Here is a 22,843-nt window from a genome sequence, read left to right on the forward strand (position 1 = left end):
ATCGGCGACGGAGTCGCCGCATGAAGACGCGCTCACTGCCCCCGTGGGGCTGGCTGTTCCTGCTGATGCTCGTCGTATGCCTGCCGCGGGTCACGATCGATGCCTATCTGCCGTCGCTGCCCGCGATGGCGGACGCGCTGCACGGCACCGACGCCCAGTTGCAGCTCACCCTGACGCTGTACATGGTCGGTTACGCGCTTTCGATGCTGGTGTCGGGGCCATTGTCGGACCGGTACGGACGTCGTGCCGTCCTCGTCGGCGGCTTGTGTCTTTATCTGGTCGCAAGCGTGGCCTGTGCGCTGTCGACCAGTATCCCGGCGATCATCGCCGCACGAATTTTCCAGGCGCTGGGCGGCTGCAGCGGCACGGTGATCGGCCGGGTCATCGTGCGCGAGCGCTATCCGACCGCGATGCAGGCCACGATGCTCAGCCGCATCTCGGCGGGCATGGCGCTGTCGCCGGTGATTGCACCGCTCGCCGGAAGCGTTGTCGCCGAATGGCTCGGATGGCGCGGCGTGTTCGGATGGCTGGCGGCGGGCGGCCTCGTCGCGACGGCGATGGTGCTGCGCTACTTGCCGGAAACGCGCGAACCAGACACGCAGCCGACGCCGGCAACCGGCCTGCTGCGGACCTACGCGAGCCTGCTGCGCGAGCGCCGCTTCCTGCGCTACTCGCTGGCGATCAGCTTCGTCTACTGCACCTACTTTCCGTTCATCGCCGAATCATCGACCTTGTTCCAGCGGCAAATGGGCGTGTCCGGCCCGGTCTATGCGGCGATCTTCGGCCTGACCGTGCTCGGCTACCTGATCGGTTCGAGCGTGTTCCGGCGAACCAGCGGCCGATGGCATGCCGATTCCGTCATCACGGTGGCGGCCGGCATCAATCTGGTCGGCGCGGGCGCGCTGTGGGGCGCCGGTGCCGTTGCCTCCACGGCGGTGGCAGCCCTCGTCGTCCCGATGTTCTTCGTGATGGTCGCAGTCGGGATCGCGATTCCGGCGTGCCAGTTCGCCGTGATGCAGCCCTATACGAAGATCGCCGGCACGGCATCCGGGCTGTTCTTCTTCATTCAGATGGCGATCACGGCCGCATGCGGCGGCGTGCTCGCGTGGCTGTCGGACGGTACCGCCCACCCGATGATCGCCGTGACCGTCTGCTCGAGCATCGCGTTCATGGTGGTGGTCGTCGGCCTGCGCGACCGAAGTGCGACGGACGGTCGGCGCTTCGCGGCAGGGAACCGGCCGGCTGCGGAGCGATGAACACGGGGATGCGCTCGGGATAGTCGCGAGCGGCGCAACCGGTGTTTGCGCGAGGCGTCGGCGTGGAAAGGATCATGTAATGTAGCGGCGTGTCGCTGACCTTACGGAATTCCCATGCGTGTGCTGCTCGTCGAAGACAACCCGAACCTGGCCCAGTCGCTGAACGACGCGCTGACCGCCGCGCGCTTCGCGGTCGATCACATGGCCGACGGCGAGGCGGCGGATCACGTGCTGCGCACCCAAGACTACGCGCTGGTGATCCTCGATCTCGGGCTGCCGAAGCTCGACGGGCTCGAGGTGCTGCGGCGGCTGCGCGCGCGCCGCAACCCGGTGCCGGTGCTGATCCTCACCGCGCACGGCTCGGTCGAGGACCGCGTGAAGGGGCTCGATCTCGGGGCCGACGATTATCTGGCGAAACCGTTCGAGCTGACCGAGCTGGAGGCGCGCGCCCGCGCGCTGATCCGGCGCAGCCTTGGCCACGAGCATTCGCGGGTCGAATGCGGGCCGCTTTCGTATGACAGTATCGACCGCAGCTTCCACCTCGGCGGCGAACCGCTGTCGCTCACGCCGCGCGAGCGCTCGGTGCTGGAAGTGCTGATCCTGCGCAACGGCCGCGCGATCAACAAGGAGACGCTGTCGGAGAAGATCTTCGGGCTCGACGAGTCGGTCAACGCGGATGCGATCGAGATCTACGTGTACCGGCTGCGCAAGAAGCTGGAGAACACCGGCGTCGCGATCGTCACGCTGCGCGGGCTGGGTTATTTGCTCGAAGCGAAGGCCGTGGAATGACCCGCCCGAACCTGCGAACGCAGGTCGCGCTGTGGTTGCTGCTGCCGCTGCTCGGGCTGCTCGCGCTCGACTCGTGGCTCACGTACCAGCGCGCGATGAGCGCCGCGCACGTCGCGTTCGACCGCACGCTGTCGTCGTCGCTGAAGTTGATCCGCGAAGGCGTGCGCCTCCATGAAGGCGAGATCGAGGTCGACCTGCCGTATCTCGCGCTCGAGATGTTCGAGTCGGGCGACGGCGGCAAGATCTACTACCTGATCCGCGCGGACAACGGCCATACGATTACCGGCTATCCGGACCTGCCGCTGCCGCAGGGCGACGGCGCGCTGTTCGTCACGCGCTACTACGACGTCGTGTATCGCGGCGACCAGTTGCGCATGGCCGCGCTGCGCGTGCCGGTGCACGACGTGCCGACCGCGCAGACGCGCATCGTCTGGGTGATGGTCGGCGAGACGATCGAGGCGCGCCAGGCGCTCGCGCGCGAGATCCTGGTGGGCTCGCTGCTGCAAGAGGGGTTGCTCGTCGTGCTCGCGCTCGGGATCGTGTGGCTCGGCGTCGGGCGCGGGCTGCGGCCGCTGAACCGGCTGTCGGCGACGGTCGCCGCGCGCAGCGACGGCGATCCGACGCCGCTCGACACCGGCGGCATGCCGAGCGAGCTCGCGCCGCTCGTCGAGTCGATCAACCAGTACATCGGCCGCACGCAGCGGATGCAGGTCGCGCGGCGGCGCTTCTTCGCGGACGCGGCCCATCAGCTGAAGACGCCGCTCGCGGCCGTGCAGGCGGGCGTCGAGCTGGCGTTGCGACCGGCCGAGCAGCCGCGCGTGAACGTGCATCTGCGGCGCGTGAACGGCGCGGTGCGGCAGGCCGCGAAGATCGTCCAGCAACTGCTGTCGCTGTCGCGGCTCGATTCGGACAGCGGCCAGGCGGTCGCGCACCAGCCGGTCGCGCTGCACCGGCTCGCGCGCAGCGTGACGCTCGACTGGTCGCCCGTCGCGCGCTCGCGCGACATCGATCTCGGTTTCGAGCACGAGGCCGATGTCGACGTGCTCGGCCAACCGGACCTGCTCGGCGAAATGATCGGCAACCTGATCGACAACGCGATCCGCTACTCGGGCGACCGCGCGGTGATCACGGTGCGCGTGTCGCGCGACGGCGAGCATGCGCGGCTCGACGTGATCGACAACGGGCCGGGCATTCCGGCCAGCGAGCGTGACGCGGTGTTCGAACGCTTCCATCGCGGCAGCAAGACGCAGACGGTCGAGGGCACGGGGCTCGGGTTGTCGATCGTGCGGGAGATCGCGCGCGTGCATCAGGGCAGCGTGACGCTGGCCGATGCGCACGGCGGCGGGTTGGTGGTCACGGTGCGGTTGCCGGCGGCGAGCCATCGTTAGAGACGGTGTCAAGCCGAGTCGTGGCCGTTCCGTTCCAGCCGAGTGGCGGGCGGCGCGGCACTCACGGCTTCAGCAGCAGCTTGCCGATGGACTTGCGGCTTTCCATGTCGGCATGCGCGTGCGCCGCGTCCGCCAGCGGATATTCGCCGCCGATCCGCACCTTGAGCCGGCCTTCCGCGATCCAGTCGAACAGCCGCGCCGAGTGCGCGCGAAGCAGTTCGGGCGTGTCGATATGATCGAAGAAGGTCGCATAGCCGATCTTGACGCTCCTCGGCAGGCTCATGAGGTCGATCGGCTCCGGCCCGCCGAGCACCGGACCGTACCAGCAGAAGGTGCCCGAGCGGCGCAGCACGTCGAGCGATCCCTGAAAGGTCTTCGGCCCGGAGCCGTCGTAGACGACGTGCACGCCTTCGCCGTTGGTCAGGCGCAGTGCCTTCGCGGCGAACCGGCCGCCGGTATCGACGATCACATGATCCGCGCCCGCTTCCGTGGCCGCGGCGACCTTGTCTTCGGACGAGACGCGCCCGATTACCCGGCCGCCTCGCAGCTTGATGATCTGCGTCAACAGCAGGCCCAGGCCGCCGGCAGCCGCGTGGACGAAAGCGACGTCGCCCGGCTGCACGGGATAGAAGTCGGTCGCGAAATGGCTGGCGGTGAGACCCTGCATCATCACGGCGGCGGCCGTGCGATCGTCGATCGTGTCCGGAACCGGCACCAGCGACGTGGCGGGGATCGCGATCTGCTCCGCATAGCTGCCGGGCGCGTAGACCCACGCGACGCGCTGGCCGGGTTCGATGCCCTCGACGTCGTCGCCGACCGCCAGCACCCGGCCCGCGCCTTCGACGCCAAGAATCTTCGGGTTGGGCCACCCGGTCCAGGCCATGCCCTGTCGCACGCCGATGTCCATGAAGTTGACGCCCGCGAAGGCGATCTCGACCAGCGCCTCGCCCGTACGCGCCACCGGGGCGGTCCGCTCGACCTGCTCAAGCATGTCGCGGCCGCCGATGCCGTTCATCACAATGGCTTTCATGATTTACCTCATTATGGAATGATCGTTCATTAATTTGCCAAAAAAAATCTACCGCAGCGCCCGCAGCGTCATGTCGGCCAACGCGGTCAGGCTCGCGTGGTCGGCGCCGCCGCGACCGGCGACGCGGATGCCAGTGATGTTCGCGATCAGGAACTGGGCGGTCGCTTCGGGGACGAGGCCGGCGGCCACGTCGCCTTCGCGCTGCGCATCGCGTACCCGGGCCGCGATCGCGGCGATCAAGCTGTGGGCCAGCACCGCGTGGATCTCCGCGAGCTCGGGGCGGGACGCGCCGAATTCGTAGATCGAAATCGTGCCAAGACAGGGCTGGGCGGCCGTCTCGACCACGCGGCGAAGCAACGCGTCGATCCCTTCGATCGCGCGTGCGCCGCTGCGCAGCGCGTCGAAGTGCGCAGCGCATTCGCCCATCCCGTAACGGCGCACGGCCGCCAGATAAAGCTGCCATTTGTCGCCGAAGGCCGCGTAGAGACTCTGCCGCCCGATGCCCATCGCGCTGACGAGCATCTGGGCCGAGCTGCCCTCGAACCCATGCTCGCTGAAAACGGCGATCGCGCCGTCAAGCGCTGCGTCCGTGTCGAATTCCCTTGGTCTTGCCATGAGCGGACTATATCAAATCAGGAACGATCGTTCAATAATATTGTTGATGGGGAACCAAAGGCTTGATCTGCCGGAGCATGTGCCCGCATGTCCGGCAGTCGTCGTGGCGGGTCGATCAGTCGCCGAACGCGATTTCCGCTTCGACCGATTGCCCGACCTCGAGCCACGCGCCCGCGCCTTCGACGACGATCGCGTTGATGCCGAACGTCAGCGCATTGTCGTAGTTCGGGTTCGCGCGATAGGTCTGCATCGTGTCGGTCGGCTCGTGCGGCCATTCCGGGTTCGGCGCCCCGGTCACCTGGTCGATCGTCGGCACCGGGCAGCGCGTGCACAGCTTCACGAGCCGCAGCCGCACGGGCGTCTCGCCGTCGGCGTCGAGATGCTCGAGGAAATCCTCTTCATACGCGTCGAGATCCGACACGACGATGTTCGGGCGGAAGCGATTCATCGGGATCGCCGGCACGCCTTTCGCGACGAGCTTCGCGTTCAGGTCGTCGAGCGACGACTGGCCGATCACGAGCAGCGGATAGCCGTCCGCGAACTGCGTGTGCGTATCGACGTCGCCGGTCCATTTGCGGTTGCAGCCGCGGCGCGCATCCGCGCCGAAGCGCGCGAGCTTCAACGGCACGCCGAGGAATTCGGTGAGCCATGCAGCGGTTTCGGCGCCCGTGTCGATCGCGTCGACGGTGTCGCGCCAGACGGTCGCGGCCATCTTCGGGGTGGCGGGCGTCGCGTCGCCGTCGAGCGGCGTGCGGATCTCCGGCATGCCCGGCGCGTTCAGTACGAGCGCATCGCTGTCGAGCGCGGTGCGGATCAGCGCGAGGCGCGGGTGCGTGCGCTGCGTGATCATCATCCCGTCGGGGGTGGTGATCAGCCAGTGGCGATCGTAGGCGAGGCCCGTTTCGAGCAGTTGCGCCCGCGGCAGCGCGACGCCGGCGCAGGACTTGATCGGGTAGACGAAGAGTTCGGAGATGGCTGGCATGACGCTGGCTGACGAAGGCGGGATGATCGAACCGCGATTGTGCCAGATCGTGCGAAAACGGTTCGGCCGGTTGGATGCCGCCGCGCGGCCGGTTACGCGAGCGCAAAGCCGAGGTCGAACGTCGTGCGCACGTCCAGCGGCTGGCGCAGCAGCCCGGCTTTCAGATAGAAGTCGGCCGTGCGCTGCTGTGCGGCGATCACCGTCGCGTCGATCGGCTGCCAGCGCGTGTTGCGGCGCTCGAACTGCAGCTTCGCGGCCGCCGGCGGGATGCCGATGATGCGCGCGAGCGCCGCGGAATACGCGTCGACGTGCCGGTACGACCAGACCTGCGCGCGCACGACACGTTGCAGGAAGTCGCGCAACACGTCGCGCTTCGACGCGATCGCCGCGTCGGTTGCCGCGACGTAGCTGAGGCCCGACCACAGGCCGCGGCCGTCGACGAGCACGCGCGCGCGGCCGCTCGTTTCGGCGAGCGCCGTATACGGCTCCCAGGTCGCCCACGCATCAATCGATCCGGTTGCGAGCGCAAGCATCGTGTCGGCCGGCGGCAGGAAGCGGAACGATACGGCGTCCGGTGGCAAGCCGGCCGCGTCGAGTGCCTTCAGCGTGACGAAATGGCCGATCGAGCCGCGCGTGGTGCCGATGCGCTTGCCTTTCAGATCGGCGGCGGCTTTCAGCGTGGCGTCGGGCCGCACGAGCACGGCGGTGCCGTACGGGTCGGAGCGGTTCGCGGCGATCACCTTGATGCGGGCGCCCGACGCGAGCGCGAAGATCACCGGCGCGTCGCCGATCGGGCCGCAGTCCACGGCCCCCGCGTTCAGCGCTTCGGCCAGCGGCGCGGCGGCCGGGAATTCGGTCCACGCGATGTCGTACGCAAGGCCGTTCAGCTCGCCGGCCGCTTCGAGCAGCGCGCGCAGCCCGCCTTTCTGGTCGCCGGCCCGCAGCAGCGGCCGCGCGCCCGATTGCGCATGGAGCGCGGCCGGCGCGACGGTGAAGGTGGTGGCGAGAGCGCTTGCTTGCGCGAGGAAGTGACGTCGGGTCGGGTTCATCTTGAGTTCTGTCGAGCAGGGAAACGGTTCGGGGATTCAGTGCGGGAGCCCGGCTTGCACATCGCGCACGGGTTCGGCATCGACGCGCAACAGCAGCGCGGTCAGCGGATCGACGTTCGCGGCGGCAGCCGGCGCGCGTGCGGGGACATCCGAGCGGCACAGCAGGTCGGATGCCGACCAGCCGGTGCTGCCCGGCAATGCGCGCGCGCGCAGCCAGCCGCGCCGGTCGGCGAGCAGTTGCGTGCCGCTGAACGCATCGGGCGGCACGCCTGCGATCGTCGCGAACGCCTGCCACGCATCGGGCGTCGATGCGACACAGTTCGCGCGCATCCCGGTGGCCGGCGGTGCGGGCGTGTCGCCGGCGGTGACGAGCAGCGTCTGCCAGCGCGGGTCTTCCGGCGGCGGCGTGCCGGCCGGCGCGAGCGCCACGATGCGCACGCGCTGGCCTTCGCGCCAGCGCGCGAGCGGTTGCGGCGCGGCGCTGCCGCAGCGAACGTCGAGCGCCGGCAGCGGGACGGGCACGGGCCACGCACCTTCCGCCTGAGCGCCGCTGCCGGCCGACAGCGCTTTCAGGTAATCGAGCACGGCCCACGTGTCGGCCGGGCGGAGCGTCGCGGCAAAGCCCGGCATCGACGCCGCGCCGCGTGCGTCGTGCGTACCGTGCCGCACGCGCCAGTACAGTTCGCCGTCGAGCCGGCGCGCGAGCAGCGCGCCCGCGAAGGTCGGCGGCCAGTGCGCGAGCGTCGCCGCGAGCGGCCCTTCGCCGCGGCCGTTGGCGCCGTGGCAGGCCGCGCAATGCTGCGTGTACAAGTGCTCGCCGCGCATCACGTTCGCGACGGAAAACGGCGCGGGATTGCGCTGGAAACTGGTCGGCACCGCCGGCGCGAGCCACAGCGATGCCGGCGGCCACGGTGCGAACCAGGCAACGGCCAGCGCGGCGAATGCCGATGCCGCACGCCATTTGCGCGACGCGATCGCGACGCAGCCCAGCGCCGCGGCAAGCACGGTCGCCGCACCCGCGAACGCGAGCTGGCGCGTGAGCGCCGCGTCGATGCGCAGCGTTTCGAGCGCGATCCGGTGCGCCCAGGGCCACGCGGCCTGTCCGTCGGCATCGCCGCTCAGGCCGGCCGCATGCAGCACGCGCGCGAACGCGACCTGCGCGCGATACAGCAGTTGCAGGAACAGCAGCGCCCAGTCGGAAAACGGCGGTGCGCTCATCGACGCGGCCTTTGCCGCGCACCGGCAATCCTGCGAACGGCACCGCGCATCTACCAGCTCGCATCGAGACCGAGATGCCGCAGCGCCTCATGGCGCAGCGCGGCGAGACGCGGGTCGCCGCGATGGCGCGGATAGGGCAGGTCGACGCGCAGTTCCGCGACGATGCGTGCGGGACGCGGCCCGAACACGATCACGCGTTGCGCGAGAAACAGCGCTTCCTCGACATCGTGCGTGACGAGCAGCGCGGAGAATCCGTCGCGTTGCCACAGCGCGGTCAGCTCGGCCTGCATCGTCAAGCGCGTCAGCGAGTCGAGCTTGCCGAGCGGCTCGTCGAGGATCAGGAGGCGCGGATCGTTGACGAGCGCGCGGGCGAGCGCGACGCGCTGCGCCATCCCGCCCGACAGCTGATGCGGAAACACGTTGGAGAATTCCTGCAGCCCGACGCGCGCGAGCGCATCGTCGACGCGATGCTGCGCGGTGCGCGCCACGCCCCGCGCTTCGAGACCGAGCGCGACGTTCGCGCGCACCCGGCGCCACGGGTAGAGCGTCGGATCCTGGAACACGACGATGCGCGACGGATCGGGCCGTTCGATCGGCGCGCCGTCCTGCGCGATCGTGCCGTGCCGCGCGGCGTCGAGGCCCGCGACGAGCCGCAGCAGCGTCGATTTCCCGCAGCCGCTCGGGCCGAGCAGCGCAACGAATTCGCCGGCCGCGACCGACAGCGTGACGTCGTCGAGCACCGGCAGCGGGCCGCCGGGGCCGTCGAACGCATGGCTCACGCGGCGAATGTCGATGCGCGCGCCGCGCGGCGCGGTGACAACGGAGGGTTCGAGAACGGCGGCGCTTACCATTTGACGGTTCCTTTCTGCCACGCGAGCGCACGGTCGCGCACCGCGAACAGCAGCGCGATCAGCCCCGAAAACAGCAGCGCCATCACGATCAGCGCCGCATACATGTTCACGTACGATGCCCATCCCTGCGCCCAGCTCAGGTACCAGCCGAGCCCCGACTTGACGCCCATCATCTCGGCGACGACGAGCACCGTGAACGACGCGCTCAGCCCCATGAAGATGCCGACGAACACGTGCGGCAGCGCGGCCGGAATCGCGACGCGCAGCACCAGGAAGCGCGCGTTCGCGCCGAGCGTGCGCGCGACGTCGTAGTACTGCCGGTTCACGCTCGCGACGCCCGACCACGTCAGCACCGCGACCGGGAAGCCGGTCGACAGCGCGATCAGGAACGCGGCGGCCGAATAGCTCGTCGGAAAGAAGTAGAACGTGAGCGGCAGCAACGCGGTGGCCGGCACCGGGCCGAGCACGCGCAGCACCGGATGCACCCAGTAGCCGATGCGGCGCGACCAGCCGATCGACACGCCCACCGCGAACCCGACCGCGACGCCGTAGGCAAACCCGAGCGCGAGCAGCTTCAGCGTATTGCCGGCGCTGCCGGCGAGGCGCGGCCAGTCGTCGACGTAGACCTCGATCAGCGCCTGCGGCGGCGCGAAGAACGGCGTGGGCAGCCAGCCGGTCTTCGCGGTGACGATTTCCCACGCGGCGAGCACGAGCGGCAGCGCGACGAGCCACGGCCCGGCCGGGCGCACGCGGGCGAGCCGTGCGCGCGTGGCCGGCACGCGATGGCCGAGCGTCGCCGCGATCAGCAGCAACGCGGCGATCGTCCACGCGGCGGTGGCGAACGTGTCGGTGTACGCCCAGTCGGTGAAGCCGACGACGCGGTTCGGCCACAGGTGCGTGATCGCGCCGAGCACGGCCCATGCGACCGCCGCGACGACGCCGGCCGGCCAGATGCGCGCACGGCGGGCTTCGGCCGCGAGCGTCGCGTCGCAGGCCGTGCACGCGGCACGGGACGTAGCGGCAGCCGGGGCCGCGGCGGGGGCCGACGCGGTGCGGGCGGTGGACGTGTGTTCGATCGTCGACATCGCGTCACCCCAGCACGTTCGCATAGACCTGCTGCGCGAAGCGCTGCGGGTCGGTGCTCTTCTTCAACACGTTGATCCGGCGGAAATCGTCCGCATAGAACGCGATTTCCTGCTGCAGGTCGACGTTGGTCGGGTGGTGCGTGTAGGTCAGCGTCGCGTACAGCTTGCGCAGGTCGTCGGGGTTGATCTTCGGCGAATACTTCGCGAACGCCTTCGCGGCTTCGTTCGGGTTGTCGTGCGTGTACTCGGTGGCCTGGACGATCGAGCGCGCGAGCGCGGCGGCCGTCGGCCGGTCGTTGCGTACGAGATCGCCGCGCGCGCCGATCACGCAGCACACCTTGCGCGCGTATTCGCCGGACAGGTTCGTCGCGAGTTCCGCATACGCGCCGTTGCTGCGTTTCTCGAGCAGGTAGAGATTCGGATCGCCGTCGGCGATCGCCTGGATCTCGCCCTTGTCGACCGCGACGCCGAGCAGGTCGGCCGGATACTGCCGCCACGTGATGTCGCGCTCGGGGTCGATGCCGTTCTTCGCGAGCAGGATCGAGAAGAAGTGCTTGCCGGGCGCGGCGAGATCGCTGACGCCGACCGTCTTGCCCTTCAGCGCCTGCAGTGTCGTCACCCCGGCCGTCTTCGCGCCGAGCAGCCGCACGCAGCCGCCGTGCGAGCTGCCGATGATCTTCACGTCGAAGCCGGCTTCGAGCGGCTTCAGCCAGCGGTGGATCATCCCGACCGCCGCGTCGGCCTTGCCGGTCGCGATCGATTCGAGCAGCTGGTCGGTCGACCCGCTGTAGTTGATCAGCTCGACCTTCAGCCCGTTCTTCTCGAAGAAGCCGTGCTCCTGCGCGACGACGATCGGCGTCAGGCAGAACGCGTTCTGGTTCCACGCGAACGTGAGCTTCTTCAGCGGCGGCGCGGACCAGGCCTTGCGGCCCAGCGTGATCGCCGGTGCGGCGAGCGCGGCCGCGCCGGCCGCGCGCAGCAGCCGGCGGCGCTTGTCGTCATGGGCGCTGGCCGGCGCGGGTGCGGTGGTATCGGTCATGGTGTGGTTTTTGGGTTCCGGTCGTGCGGCAGGCGCTCAGTCGAGCAGGTCGGGTTCGTCGGCGACGACACGCGCGAACAGGCTGTCGAACGCATGCAATGCGCCGTCGGGGCCGCCGATCTGGCTATGCGTGTGCCGCGCGGTCGCGTGATCGATCGGTTGCGGCGTGCCGGCCGCTTCGGCCAGCAGCTGCGTGTGCGCGGCATTGTCGAGCGCGATGTACCACCACGCGGCGGCCTCGACCGTCGGGCCGGCCGTCAGGATTCCGTGGTTCTTCAGGATCACGCCCTTGTGCGTGCCGCCGTCGGGTTTCACGAGCGCGGCCGCGATCCGCGCGCCTTCGCTCGTGTCGACGACCATGCCCGTGAAGTCGTCGAACAGCGCGTGATCCTCGTAGAACACGCACGCGTCCTGCGTCAGCGGATCGAGCGCGCGGCCGAGCGTCGACCACGCCTTGCCGTAGGTCGAGTGCGTATGCGCGGCCGCGACGAGGTGCGGATGCGCGTCGTGAATCGCCGCATGGATCGCGAACGCGGCCTTGTTCAGCGGTCGGTTGCCGATCGCGGTTTCACCGCGCGCGTTGACGAGCAGCAGGTCCGACACCTTGATCTGCGAGAAATGCACGCCGAGCGGATTCACCCAGAAGTGGTCGGGCAGTTCCGGATCGCGCGCGGTGATGTGGCCGGCGAGGCCCGACGCGAAGCCGAAGCGCGCGAACAGGCGGAACGCGGCCGCGAGCCGCTCCTGCCGGTGGCGGCGCTCGGCGGCGACGTCGACGCGCGGCGCGGGCGGGTCGAACCAGAAATGCTGGCGCGGGGTGTCGGCGAGGACGAGGCCCGACGCGGTGCGCGCGGGCGACGAAGAAGACAGGACGGCGGACATGGCGGGCGGCTCCGTTTGCGTCAGGCTGCGCGGCGCGCCGCGTCGCGTGCCGCGACGGCGCTGCGTACGCGCGGAATCAGTTCGCGGCCGTAGTCGATCGCGTCGTCGAGCGGGTCGAAGCCGCGGATCAGGAACGTCGTCACACCGAGGTCGTAGTAGTCGAGCAGCGCGTCGGCGACCTGTTCGGGCGTGCCGACCAGCGCGGTCGAATTCGAGCGCGCGCCGGTGAGCTTCGCGATCTCGGTCCACAGCCGCTTGTCGACCCGCGAGCCGCGTTCGGCTGCGGCGAGCAGGCGCCGCGCGCCTTCGCTCTGTTGCGGGCCGCCGGTGCCGAGGCCGGCCGCTTCGCGCAGCCGGCGCGTCTCGTCGAGGATCCGGTGCGCGCGTGCCCACGCGTCGTCTTCGGTCGCCGCGAGGATCGGCCGGAACGACACGGAGAAGCGCACCTGGCGGCCGTGCTTCGCGGCTTCGGCGCGCACGCGGGTCGTCAGGTCGCGCACCTGGTCGAGCGATTCGCCCCACAGCGCATAGACGTCCGCGTGCTTGCCGGCGACTTCCAGCGCCGCCTCCGATGCGCCGCCGAAGTAGATCGGCACGTGCGGCTGCTGGAACGGCTTCACTTCCGAAAAGCCCTGCGTGAAGCGGTAGTGCGCGCCGTCGTGATCGAACGGCTGCGTTTCGGTCCAGATGCGTCGCAGGATGCCGAGGTATTCGTCGGTGCGCGCATAGCGCGCGTCGTGATCGAGGAAATCGCCGTCGCGCTGCTGTTCGCTGTCCGAGCCGCCGGAGATGAAGTGCACGGCGAGCCGGCCGCGGCTGAACTGGTCGAGCGTCGCGATCTGCCGCGCGGCGAGCGTCGGCGCGGTGAAGCCCGGACGATGCGCGAGCATGAAATGGATGCGCTCGGTCGCCGCGGCGGCGAACGCGATCGTCAGGGTCGCCGACGGGCCGGTCGAGTGATGAGGGACGAGGATCCGGTCGAAACCGGCCGTTTCGTGTGCACGCGCGAAGTCGCGCACGTAGTCGGGGTCGACGACGGGGCCGGGGGGCGGATGGATTTCCGACTGCTTCTGGCTCTGGATCATGCCGATGAATTCGACGCTCATCTGGGTCTCCGGTGCAAGGACGGCCCGGCGCGGCCAGCGACGGCCGGCCACGGCGGGGAATGGAGCGCAGATTACCGCCGGGATCATGCGGAATGGAAATAATCAATCCGGATTTGAATATCAGATTTGCATGGTTTGGGCGCGTGTGCGCTGCGCATACGCTGTGGGCTCGCGATTAAGTCGAAAGGGCGCCGGCCGCCTGTCGTGCGTGGCTTCGGTCGCCGCCCGATCGGCGCCGGTCGCCGCCGGCTTCGCGAGCCGACGCGCCGCGTGCCGATCGGTCTCCGCCGTCACCGCCTTTACGTTGCTTGGCTACCCGCTACCCAGTCACCGAGGGAATCCGTACCGATGTCCGCCAGCCTTGCCGCTTCCTCGCCGCCAGCGTCACCACAGTCGTCGCTGCGCCACCTGCCTGCCGACGATGCGCGCGTCGCCGCGCTGCTCGAGCGTCTTACGCCCGAACTCGCGGCCGACGCTGCCCGCAACGATGTCGACGGCCGCTTCCCGCACGAGAACTTCGCGCGGCTGCATCGCGCCGGGCTGATCGCGCAGGTCGTCCCGCGCGAGCATGGCGGTGCGGGCGCGACGCTCGCGCAGGCGAGCCGCATCGTGGCCGCGATCGCGCGCGCCGATCCCGCGACCGCGCTGGTGCTGACGATGACGTATCTGCAGCATCGCGCGCTCGGCCGCGCGGACCACCGCTGGCCGGCGCGCCTGCGGCGTGCGGTGTTCGACAGTGCGGTCGACGAAGGCGCGCTGATCAACGCGCTGCGTGTCGAGCCGGCGCTCGGGTCGCCGTCGCGCGGCGGCCTGCCCGAAACGGTTGCGCGTCGCGACGGCGACGGCTGGCGGCTGTCCGGCCACAAGCTGTACTGCACCGGTATTCCGGCGCTGCGCTGGCTGGCCGTATGGGCGCGCACCGACGAGCCCGAGCCGCGCGTCGGCGTGTTCCTCGTGCCGCGCGAGCGCCACGCTGGGGACGATGTACGCATCCGCGTGATCGAAAGCTGGAATCACCTGGGTCTGCGCGCATCGGGCAGCCATGAGGTCGTGTTCGACGACGTGCGGCTGCCCGCCGATCATGCGGTGGACGTGCGTGCGCCCGATGCGTGGGCCGTGTCGGCCGCGAGTCATGCGGACGTCGACGCGCAGGCCGACCAGCAGGCCTGGATGGTCGCGCTGCTCGGCAGTCTCTACGATGCGGTGGCGCGTGCGTCGCGCGACTGGCTGCTCGAGTTCGCGACGACGCGCGCGCCGAGCGGGCTCGGTGCGCCGCTCGCGACGCTGCCGCGCGTGCAGGAGGCCGTCGGCGAGATCGAAGGGTGGCTGCACACGAACCGCGTGCTGCTCGACGCGCACATCGCACGCACCGATGCCGGCGATGCACCGTCGGTGACGACGAGCGGCCTCGTCAAGCGAACCGTGACGGAACAGGCGATCCGCACCGTCGAACACGCGTTGAAGCTGTCGGGCAATCACGGGCTGAGCCGCGGCAATCCGCTCGAACGTCACTATCGCGACGTGCTGTGCAGCCGCGTGCATACGCCGCAGGACGACGCGATCGCGGTCGCCGCTGGACGGACGGCGCTCGAGGCGGCGGCGCGAAGCGCGACGCCGAATCCGGACGCGGGCGGGACGTCACGCAGCGCGCCGGCATCCGCTCGACACAATGCGTGAGCGCGGCGGCATGGCGGTCAGCGGAAACGAGACGACGCCGTGCTGGCGTCGTCGGTCCTGGTCAAGCGGCTTGGTCGTGCGCGGCGGCATCCGCGGGCAGCGCGAACGCCGTGCGTGCATGCGCGGCCAGGGCCGCGAGCGGCGCCGCGAAGCGCGCGGCGTCCTGCCGGTGCAGCAGCCACAGATCGATCTGCGGCTTGAAATCGGCGAGCGGCACGATGTCGAGCGCGTCGCGCAGCGGGCTGCCGTCGAGCAGCGGCAGCGGCAGCAACCCGATGCCGAAGCCGTTCGCGACGCTCTGCAACTGCAGGTCGCGGCCGTAAGTGTCGAGCGTGACCGGCATCGGCAGCCCCTGCGCGTCGAGCGCCCGGCGCAGGCCCGCGCGAAACCCGCAGCCGTCGGGATTGAGCACCCAGCCGCGCGCCTGGCAGTCGGCAAGCCGGTAGCCGCGGCGCGGCCAGTCGCCCTTGCGGCCGACCGCGACGAGCCGCGTGGCCAGCAGCCGTTCGCCCGCGACCTGCGGCGGCAACACCATCTCGCGTGCCAGAAACACCAGCGCCGCATCGAGCTCGCGGCGCGCGATGCGTTCGACGAGCGTGCCGCCCCAGGCGGTCGTGACCTGCGTGGTGAGCGCCGGCCATTGCGCGGCCAGCCGCGCGATCAGGCCCGGCAGCATCAGCTCGCCGAGCCCCTGCGTGAGGCCGACGCGGAATTCGCCGGCGGGCGGCCGCTGGCCGGCCGTCAGTTCGCGCAGTGCATCGACTTCGCGCAGGATCGCGCGACACTGCTCGAACACCTGCCGGCCGATGTCGGTCGGTCGCGGCGGCTTCGTGTTGCGGTCGAGCAGCGTCACGCCGAGCGCTTCCTCGAGGTTCTGGACGCGCCGCGTGATCGCGGGCTGCGTCATCCCGAGCTCGGTCGCGGCCTGGCTCAGCGTCTGGCAGCGGACGACCGCTGCAAAAGCGTCGATATCGCTAATTTTCATGTTTGTTCTGCATGGTCTTTCGGGTGCATCATGACGATCCATCATGTTCGGCATCATATTCGAGGAGCTGGCCGATGAGTACGCTTTCGTTGCGGCAGACGCCGCTGCATCCGTTCGTCGACGGGCTGGGCGCGCTGCTCGCGTCCGGCGCGAACGAGGCGCGCATTCTCGACGAGGGCGGCGCGTTGCTCGCCGCGCTCGTCGCGCACGACGACTGGCTGCCCGACGCGTTCGCGCAGCCCGATCCCGAGCGCTATCGTCAGTACCTGCTGCATCTCGATCCCGACGAGCGGTTTTCCGTCGTCAGCTTCGTGTGGGGCCCCGGTCAGACGACGCCGATCCACAACCACACGGTGTGGGGGCTGATCGGGATGCTGCGCGGCGGCGAGTTTTCGCAGCCGTACCGGTTCGACGCGACCGGCAAGCCGGTGCCGGCGGGCGACGCGATGCGGCTGCAGCCGGGCGAAGTCGAGGCCGTGTCGCCGCGCATCGGTGACGTCCATCGCGTGACCAACGCGTTCGCGGATCAGGTATCGATCAGCATCCACGTGTACGGCGCGAACATCGGCAAGGTCGAACGCGCGGTGTTCCTCGATGACGGGACCGTGAAGCCGTTCGTGTCCGGCTATTCGAACGCGTGACGTCGCATGCCGCCCGCGCCAGCGCCCGCCCGCGGGCGCCGAATTCAATCGTTTTCCGTGTGCTTTCTTCAACGACTTCAACAGAATCCGACCGAGACATCGTGACGCAAACCGCTGATTCCACTTCCCGTTTTCCCGTCGCGTCGTACCAGGACGTACGCGCGCGCCTGCTGGCCCGCGACGAGCTCGCGCTGATCGACGTGCGCGAGGAGGATCCTTACGCGCAGGGCCATCCGCTGTGGGCCGCCAACTTTCCGCTGTCGAAACTCGAACTCGACGCCTGGACGCGCATTCCGCGCCGCGACACGCCGATCGTCGTGTTCGGCGAAGCCGGCGGCGAGGATCTCGCGCCGCGTGCGGCCGCGACGCTCGCGCGGCTCGGCTATACCGACGTGCGCCTGCTCGACGGCGGCCTCGCGGGCTGGCTCGCCGCGGGCGGCGAGCTGTTCATCGACGTGAACGTGCCGAGCAAGTCGTTCGGCGAATGGGTCGAGGCCGAGCGGCATACGCCGTCGCTGTCCGCGCAGGAAGTGCAGGCGCTGATCGACGCGCAGGCCGACGTCGTGATCGTCGACGCGCGCCGCTTCGACGAATACCAGACGATGAACATCCCGACGTCGACGAGCGTGCCGGGTGCGGAACTCGTGCTGCGCGTGCGTGCGCTCGCGCCGAACCCGCAGACTCGGGTCGTGGTGAACTGCGCGGGTCGCACGCGGAGCATCATCGGCACGCAGTCGCTGATCAACGCCGGGCTGCCGAACCCGGTCGCCGCGCTGCGCAACGGCACGATCGGCTGGACGCTCGCCGGCCAGACGCTGGAGCGCGGCGCGTCGCGACGCTTTCCCGACGACGTCGATCCCGCGCAGCGCGACGAAGCCCGCCGCGCCGCACGCGCGGTGGCCGAGCGTGCAGGCGTGCCGCGCATCGCGCTCGCGGACGTCGCCGCGCTCGACGAACCGGGCCGCACGCTGTACCGCTTCGACGTGCGCACGCCGGAGGAATACGAGGCCGGCCACCTGCCGGGCTTTCTGAGCACGCCGGGCGGCCAGCTCGTGCAGGAGACCGACCATCACGCGGCCGTGCGCGGCGCGCGGATCGTGCTGGCCGACGACGACGGCGTGCGCGCGGACATGACCGCGTCGTGGCTCGCGCAGATGGGCTGGGACGTACGCGTGGTCGAGCCGGCCGGCACGGCGGCGTTCGTGGAGCGCGGCCAGCCTCCGCGCGACGTGCCGGCGACGCCGGAGGTCAGCGAAGTATCACCCGCGACGCTCGCGGGGTGGCTGAAGGAGGCGGCTGCGGGCGAGATCGCGATCGTCGACGTGACGACCAGCGCGAACTACGTGAAGCGCCATATTCCCGGCGCGTGGTTCGTCGTGCGCGCGCAGTTGCGTGACGCGCTCGCCGCGATCCCGCCGGCGAAGCGCTACGTGTTCACGTGCGGATCGAGCCTGCTCGCGCGGTTCGCGGCGCACGACGCGCGTGCGTTGCTGCCGGCTTCCGCGGCCATCTCGGTGCTGACGGGCGGCACGGCAGCGTGGATCGACGCGGGGCTGCCGCTCGAGCACGGCGAAACGCATCTCGCGTCGCCGCGTGTCGACCGTTACCGGCGCCCGTACGAAGGCACCGACAACGCGGCCGCCGCGATGCAGGCGTATCTCGACTGGGAATACGGGTTGGTCGATCAGTTGAAGCGGGACGGCACGCATCATTTTCGCGTGATCTGATCGCGGCGCGGCGCGGCAAGCGGCAACCGCCAACCGCCAACCGCCAACCGGCGCGCGGCCCCGCGTGCGCCGCGCCCGTTGCCGCGCGCTCTGCGCGCCCAGCGTTCAGCCGGTTCAGCGCTTGAACGTATCAACAGCCGTGCGTCCCACGGCCGGATCGTCGGTGAAGAAGCCGTCGATGCCCGCGCGCAGATAAGCCTGGATCTCGCGCACCGAGCCCGCGGTGTTGCGCGTGGCCGGCGTGCCGCCGTCCTTCAGCGACGCGGGCAGGAAGTTGTTCTCCGGGCGGAACGTGTACGGGTGCACGACGAGGCCGGCTTCGTGCGCGTAGCGCACGTACGGCGTCGGCTGCTGCAGCGTGCCGTCCGCGGCCACCGCGATGATCGACGTCTTGTACGGCCCGACGCCGTTCGCATAGGACGCGATCTCGCGCATTCCGTCGCGCGTCGACAGGTCGCCATAGGTGCGCTTGTCGTTCGCCTTCACGAAGTCGTACGGACGCTGGCCGGCTTCGTCCATCAACTGCACGAGCTTCCAGTTCGGCTGGCTCGACTTGATCCGGTTGCGGATCGTCTTCAGGTTCGCGACTTCGAACGACTGGATGTAGACGGTCGCCGTGCGCGCCGTATACGGATCCTTCAGCAGCGCATCGACGAGGCGGTCCTCGAGCGGCAGGCCGATCGACTGGAAGTAGGTCGGGTGCTTGGTTTCCGGATACAGGTGGATCGTGCGGCCGGTCTGGGCGGCCATCTGCTTCGCGAGTGCGACGATTTCGTCGAAGGTCGGGATCTCGAACTGATCGTTGTACGCGGTGTTCGCCGGACGGATCTGCGGAATGCGCTCGCGGGCGCGCAGCGTCTTCAGCTCCGCGAGCGTGAAGTCCTCGGTGAACCAGCCGGTCAGCTGCGTACCGTCGATCGTCTTGGTCGCCTTGCGGCTCGCGAACTGCGGCAGCGTCGACACGTTCGTCGTGCCCGAGATTTCGTTTTCGTGGCGCGCGACCAGGACGCCGTCGCGGGTCGCGACGAGGTCGGGCTCGATCACGTCCGCACCGTCCTCGATTGCCTTGCGGTACGACGCGAGCGTGTGCTCGGGCCGCAGCGCGCTCGCGCCGCGATGGCCGACCACCTGCACCTTCACGGAGATCGGTTGCGTGGGATCGGACGCCGAGATATCGTCGCCGCCGCAGGCGGCAAGCAGCAGGGCGGCGGCACAGGCGAACGGGATGCAGCGCAGGGCGGTCGGGCGCATGAAGAGCATGGCGGTGAACCTTGGGAACGGAAGTCGGTGAAAGGGCGCTCGATCCGGCGGCGCGGATTGAACGGGATCGAACGGGACGCGATCGTCGCACCGGATCATTACATATGTATTACTTTCGCCTTTCTGTTTTGTTGTGACGAAAAATGAGCGGGACGGTGGGACATGCGGTGGCGTGCGCGATGCGATCCGACCCGTGTTGGGGAGCCGCCGCGCCGGATGCACTAAACTTGCGGGACTTTTGCATCGCCGCGCCGGGCCGACGCCTGCCCGCGCACGACGATGCGGCGACTCGCGGCCGGCGCGGGCACCCCGGCACCGTATGCGTGCGGGGCCCGCGCCGGCCGATTTTTAGCGACCCATGACGACTCATACCGATCCCGCCTACCTGCTCGGCGACCTGCTGAAGAACGTTTCCCGCTCCTTTTACCTGACGCTGCGCGTGCTGCCCGACGGCATGCGCGAGCCGGTCGGCCTGGCCTATCTGCTCGCGCGCGCGGCCGACACGATCGCCGACACGGCGCTCGTCGCGCCCGAGCGTCGCGCGGCGCTGCTGACCGACCTGCGCGACGAGATCGAGCGGCTCGGCGACGGCGCGGCGCTGTCGCGCGCGCTCGAGGATGTCACGCGGATGCAGACGGATTCGCACGAACACATGCTGCTCGCGTCGATGAAGCCGATGCTTGCGTTGCTGCGCGCGCAGCCGGACGCGGACCGCGCATCGATCCGCAAGGTCGTCGCGACGCTGACGTCGGGGATGGAGTTCGACCTCCGCACGTTCCCCGACGAGCAGTCGGGGCAGGTCGCGTCGCTGCCGAGCCGTGACGAACTCGATCGCTACACGTATCTGGTCGCCGGCTGCGTCGGTGAATTCTGGACCGACATGACCGGCGCGCACACGCGGGCCGCGCGCGGCTGGGATTTCGCGGACATGCGCGAGAAGGGCATCCGTTTCGGCAAGGCGCTGCAGATGACCAACATCCTGCGCGACTGCGCGAAGGACCTGCGGATCGGCCGCTGCTACCTGCCGGACGACGTGCTGGCCGAGCATCGCATCGGCGTCGCCGACCTGATGTCGCCCGACGCGTCGGCGCGCGCGCGCGGCGTGCTGGTCGAGCTGTTGCGCGCGACGCTCGCGCAGTATCGCGACGCGTGCTTCTATACGCAGGCGATTCCGCGCCGCTTCGTGCGTCTGCGGCTCGCGTGCCTGTGGCCGATCATGATCGGCCTCGAAACGCTCGAACTGCTGGCCGGCCACGACGCGTGGCTCGATCCGGCGCGGCCGGCGAAGGTGCCGCGCAAGCGCGTCTACCGGATCATGGCGTCGTCGCTCGCGCTCGTCGGTTCGAACGCGGCGATCCGTGCGCGCATCAACGCGCTGGTCGACGCGGTGAACGCGCGGATCGCGGCCCCCGCGTCGCATTGAATGTCGCCGGCGCGAGGCGCCGGCATCCTCCGTCGGCCCGCGTTCGCCGGGCCGCTCCGTCCGATCTCTCCCGCACGGCCTGAAACGTTTTCAAATTTCGTTTCGCGAAACGTGGGTGTCATGAACGTAAGCGATCCTGCGCGGCGATGTGAATCGCGGTGTCGATCGCGGTTGCGCATTGGTCGGAACAAACGTGCCGAAGGCGTCTGACAACACCGCCCGGTCGCGATGCACCCGTAAAAATGTAAAGCTAGGGTTTTCACCGGGAAATGCCGGAAATCCCCGCCGCGTAAGCGTTTTCAGGTGTTATGTAACCGTTTGGTGAACCCGTGCGTTGCGTCGATCATACGATGACCGACTGCACGTATTGGGAAACAATTGGTAATCCGTCAGAATCGCACCGGCATGTACTCGCACATGTGCATAAAACCACACCAGAAAAGAAATCATTCTTTGAGGACGGAGAATCAATGAAAAAGCGCGTCGCTTTCGCCATGACGGCAGCGGGTCTCGCAGCCGCTACCGCAGCCCACGCCCAGAGCAGCGTCACCCTGTACGGTATCGTCGATAACGCAATCGCATACCAGAACAACTCGTCGGCAACCGGCGCGACCACGGGTGGTCACTCGAAGGTTCAGATGGCCACCGGCATTTGGGCGGGCAGCCGCTTCGGCCTGAAGGGCAGCGAAGACCTCGGCGGCGGCACGAAGGCGATCTTCCAGTTGGAAGCCGGCTTCAACGCGAACAACGGCTCGTCGCAATGGACGAACGGCATCTTCACGCGTCAGGCATGGGTCGGCCTGAGCAACCAGACGTACGGTACGCTGACGGCAGGCCGTCAGTACACCGCGTACTACACGCTGCTGTCGCCGTACAGCCCGACGACCTGGCTGACCGGCTACTACGGCGCGCACCCGGGTGATATCGATTCGCTGGATACCAGCTACCGCGCGAACAACTCGCTCGTCTACATGTCGCCGAAGTTCTACGGCTTCACGGTCGGCGGTTCGTACTCGTTCGGCGGCGTCGCAGGCAGCGTGAACCGCGGCTCGACGTGGAGCGCGGCGATCCAGTACCTGAACGGCCCGGCAGGCATCGCGGTCGGTTTCCAGCGTATCAACAACGCGACGCTCGGCGGCGGTGTGTGGGGCGCGAACTCGACCGCGCAGAACGGTCTGGACACGAGCGGCAACGGTGCGGAACAGGCCGTGTCGTCGATCAACAACGGCTACCGCACGGCACAGGCGCAACAGCGTCTCGCGGTGACGGCAGGCTATCAGTTCACGCCGGCATGGGACGTTTCGGTTTCGTACTCGAACGTGCAATACATCCCGGGTACGCTGTCGGGCTTCCGGAACACGGCAATCTTCAACACGGCAGGCGCCGTGCTGCACTGGAAGGCAGCGCCGCAGTGGGACTTCGCGGCAGGCTACTCGTACACGCGTGCGACCCAGTCGAACGGCATCTCGAGCGCGGCCAAGTACCATCAGGTCACGCTGTCGCAGTACTACAGCCTGTCGAAGCGCACGGGCCTGTACGCAGTTGAGGCTTATCAGCACGCGAGCGGCAACACGCTCACCCCGACGGGCGGCGTGATCCTCGCGACGACGTCGACGGGCGACGGCGTGGGCGCAGGTTCGAAGCAGAACCAGATCGCGGCCGGCGTCGGCCTGATCCACCGCTTCTAAATGTCGCGCGGCGCGCGAGCGCCGCTCACGGCATGCGGGTTGAAGAAACCGGCCTTCGGGCCGGTTTTTTTTCGTCGATACGCGCCGGGCGCATAGCGGATAGCGCGAGTACGGTTGTCGGTCAGGCCGCGTCCGGCGATGCATCGTCGAGC

General features: G+C 69.2%; 20 protein-coding genes. 8 read left to right on the top strand and 12 right to left on the bottom strand.

All coding sequences use genetic code 11. The features are described from left to right. Positions 1 to 20: 20 nt before the first annotated feature. The 3 genes from BAMB_RS18460 to BAMB_RS18470 all read left to right on the top strand — a co-directional run bounded on the left by BAMB_RS18460 (position 21) and on the right by BAMB_RS18470 (position 3,433). Positions 21 to 1,256, top strand: coding sequence for a multidrug effflux MFS transporter (locus tag BAMB_RS18460; RefSeq protein WP_011658686.1), 1,236 nt, complete (start codon positions 21 to 23; stop codon positions 1,254 to 1,256). A gap of 114 nt (positions 1,257 to 1,370) precedes the next feature. After that, positions 1,371 to 2,045 carry a response regulator gene (locus BAMB_RS18465; protein WP_011658687.1) on the top strand — a complete coding sequence of 225 codons (675 nt, stop codon included), beginning with the start codon at positions 1,371 to 1,373 and terminating at the stop codon, positions 2,043 to 2,045. Beyond that, positions 2,042 to 3,433, top strand: a complete 1,392-nt coding sequence (locus BAMB_RS18470; protein WP_011658688.1) for a sensor histidine kinase — start codon at positions 2,042 to 2,044, stop codon at positions 3,431 to 3,433. Before BAMB_RS18465 ends, BAMB_RS18470 begins: the two co-directional genes overlap by 4 nt. Positions 3,434 to 3,494: 61 nt before the next feature. Here BAMB_RS18470 and BAMB_RS18475 read toward each other — a convergent pair whose 3' ends face one another. The 10 genes from BAMB_RS18475 to BAMB_RS18520 form a co-directional block, all read right to left on the bottom strand. Continuing rightward, positions 3,495 to 4,448, bottom strand: coding sequence for a quinone oxidoreductase family protein (locus BAMB_RS18475; RefSeq protein WP_227739384.1), 954 nt, complete (start codon positions 4,446 to 4,448; stop codon positions 3,495 to 3,497). A 63-nt stretch (positions 4,449 to 4,511) separates the two neighbouring features. After that, positions 4,512 to 5,078 (bottom strand): TetR/AcrR family transcriptional regulator, encoded by a 567-nt coding sequence (locus tag BAMB_RS18480; protein WP_011658690.1) that lies wholly within the window; start codon positions 5,076 to 5,078, stop codon positions 4,512 to 4,514. Positions 5,079 to 5,193: 115 nt separating this feature from the next. Further along, the gene (locus tag BAMB_RS18485; protein ID WP_011658691.1) at positions 5,194 to 6,060 is read right to left on the bottom strand and encodes an MOSC domain-containing protein; all 867 of its coding nucleotides are present in this window, start codon (positions 6,058 to 6,060) and stop codon (positions 5,194 to 5,196) included. A gap of 92 nt (positions 6,061 to 6,152) precedes the next feature. Then, positions 6,153 to 7,109: an ABC transporter substrate-binding protein gene (locus BAMB_RS18490; protein WP_011658692.1), complete on the bottom strand. Its 957-nt coding sequence runs from the start codon at positions 7,107 to 7,109 to the stop codon at positions 6,153 to 6,155. A 36-nt stretch (positions 7,110 to 7,145) separates the two neighbouring features. Continuing rightward, complete coding sequence (locus tag BAMB_RS18495) at positions 7,146 to 8,327, bottom strand: c-type cytochrome (protein WP_011658693.1); 1,182 nt, start codon at positions 8,325 to 8,327, stop codon at positions 7,146 to 7,148. 50 nt (positions 8,328 to 8,377) lie between these two features. After that, positions 8,378 to 9,178: an ABC transporter ATP-binding protein gene (locus BAMB_RS18500; protein WP_011658694.1), complete on the bottom strand. Its 801-nt coding sequence runs from the start codon at positions 9,176 to 9,178 to the stop codon at positions 8,378 to 8,380. Then, positions 9,172 to 10,263, bottom strand: a complete 1,092-nt coding sequence (locus BAMB_RS18505; RefSeq protein WP_011658695.1) for an ABC transporter permease — start codon at positions 10,261 to 10,263, stop codon at positions 9,172 to 9,174. The genes BAMB_RS18500 and BAMB_RS18505 overlap by 7 nt, the downstream gene beginning before the upstream one ends. Before the next feature lie 4 nt (positions 10,264 to 10,267). Continuing rightward, complete coding sequence (locus tag BAMB_RS18510) at positions 10,268 to 11,302, bottom strand: ABC transporter substrate-binding protein (RefSeq protein WP_011658696.1); 1,035 nt, start codon at positions 11,300 to 11,302, stop codon at positions 10,268 to 10,270. Positions 11,303 to 11,338: 36 nt separating this feature from the next. Further along, a complete protein-coding gene (locus BAMB_RS18515) occupies positions 11,339 to 12,184 on the bottom strand; it encodes a class II aldolase/adducin family protein (protein WP_006755520.1) in 846 nt (281 codons plus the stop codon). 20 nt (positions 12,185 to 12,204) lie between these two features. Beyond that, positions 12,205 to 13,290 (bottom strand): LLM class flavin-dependent oxidoreductase, encoded by a 1,086-nt coding sequence (locus BAMB_RS18520; protein ID WP_041491447.1) that lies wholly within the window; start codon positions 13,288 to 13,290, stop codon positions 12,205 to 12,207. A 348-nt stretch (positions 13,291 to 13,638) separates the two neighbouring features. Here BAMB_RS18520 and BAMB_RS18525 point away from each other — a divergent pair, with 348 nt between their 5' ends. Next, a complete protein-coding gene (locus tag BAMB_RS18525) occupies positions 13,639 to 14,967 on the top strand; it encodes an acyl-CoA dehydrogenase family protein (RefSeq protein WP_011658698.1) in 1,329 nt (442 codons plus the stop codon). Between the two features lie 61 nt (positions 14,968 to 15,028). Here BAMB_RS18525 and BAMB_RS18530 read toward each other — a convergent pair whose 3' ends face one another. After that, complete coding sequence (locus tag BAMB_RS18530) at positions 15,029 to 15,952, bottom strand: LysR family transcriptional regulator (protein WP_041491448.1); 924 nt, start codon at positions 15,950 to 15,952, stop codon at positions 15,029 to 15,031. 74 nt (positions 15,953 to 16,026) lie between these two features. On the opposite strand from BAMB_RS18530, the gene BAMB_RS18535 reads away from it, so the two are divergent. Next, a complete protein-coding gene (locus tag BAMB_RS18535; RefSeq protein WP_011658700.1) occupies positions 16,027 to 16,593 on the top strand; it encodes a cysteine dioxygenase family protein in 567 nt (188 codons plus the stop codon). Between the two features lie 101 nt (positions 16,594 to 16,694). Further along, positions 16,695 to 18,320, top strand: coding sequence for a rhodanese-related sulfurtransferase (locus BAMB_RS18540; protein WP_041491449.1), 1,626 nt, complete (start codon positions 16,695 to 16,697; stop codon positions 18,318 to 18,320). Between the two features lie 114 nt (positions 18,321 to 18,434). On the opposite strand, the gene BAMB_RS18545 is transcribed toward BAMB_RS18540, so the two are convergent. Next, positions 18,435 to 19,580, bottom strand: coding sequence for a glycerophosphodiester phosphodiesterase (locus BAMB_RS18545; protein WP_011658702.1), 1,146 nt, complete (start codon positions 19,578 to 19,580; stop codon positions 18,435 to 18,437). Between the two features lie 358 nt (positions 19,581 to 19,938). Between BAMB_RS18545 and BAMB_RS18550 the strand changes: the two genes are divergently transcribed. Continuing rightward, positions 19,939 to 21,003 carry a phytoene/squalene synthase family protein gene (locus BAMB_RS18550; protein WP_011658703.1) on the top strand — a complete coding sequence of 355 codons (1,065 nt, stop codon included), beginning with the start codon at positions 19,939 to 19,941 and terminating at the stop codon, positions 21,001 to 21,003. Positions 21,004 to 21,473: 470 nt separating this feature from the next. Beyond that, on the top strand, positions 21,474 to 22,691 hold the full coding sequence (locus tag BAMB_RS18555; protein ID WP_011658704.1) for a porin: 1,218 nt from the start codon (positions 21,474 to 21,476) through the stop codon (positions 22,689 to 22,691). Positions 22,692 to 22,843: the final 152 nt, after the last annotated feature.

Origin of the sequence: Burkholderia ambifaria AMMD, assembly GCF_000203915.1 — a bacterium.
Classification (GTDB): Bacteria; Pseudomonadota; Gammaproteobacteria; order Burkholderiales; family Burkholderiaceae; genus Burkholderia; species Burkholderia ambifaria.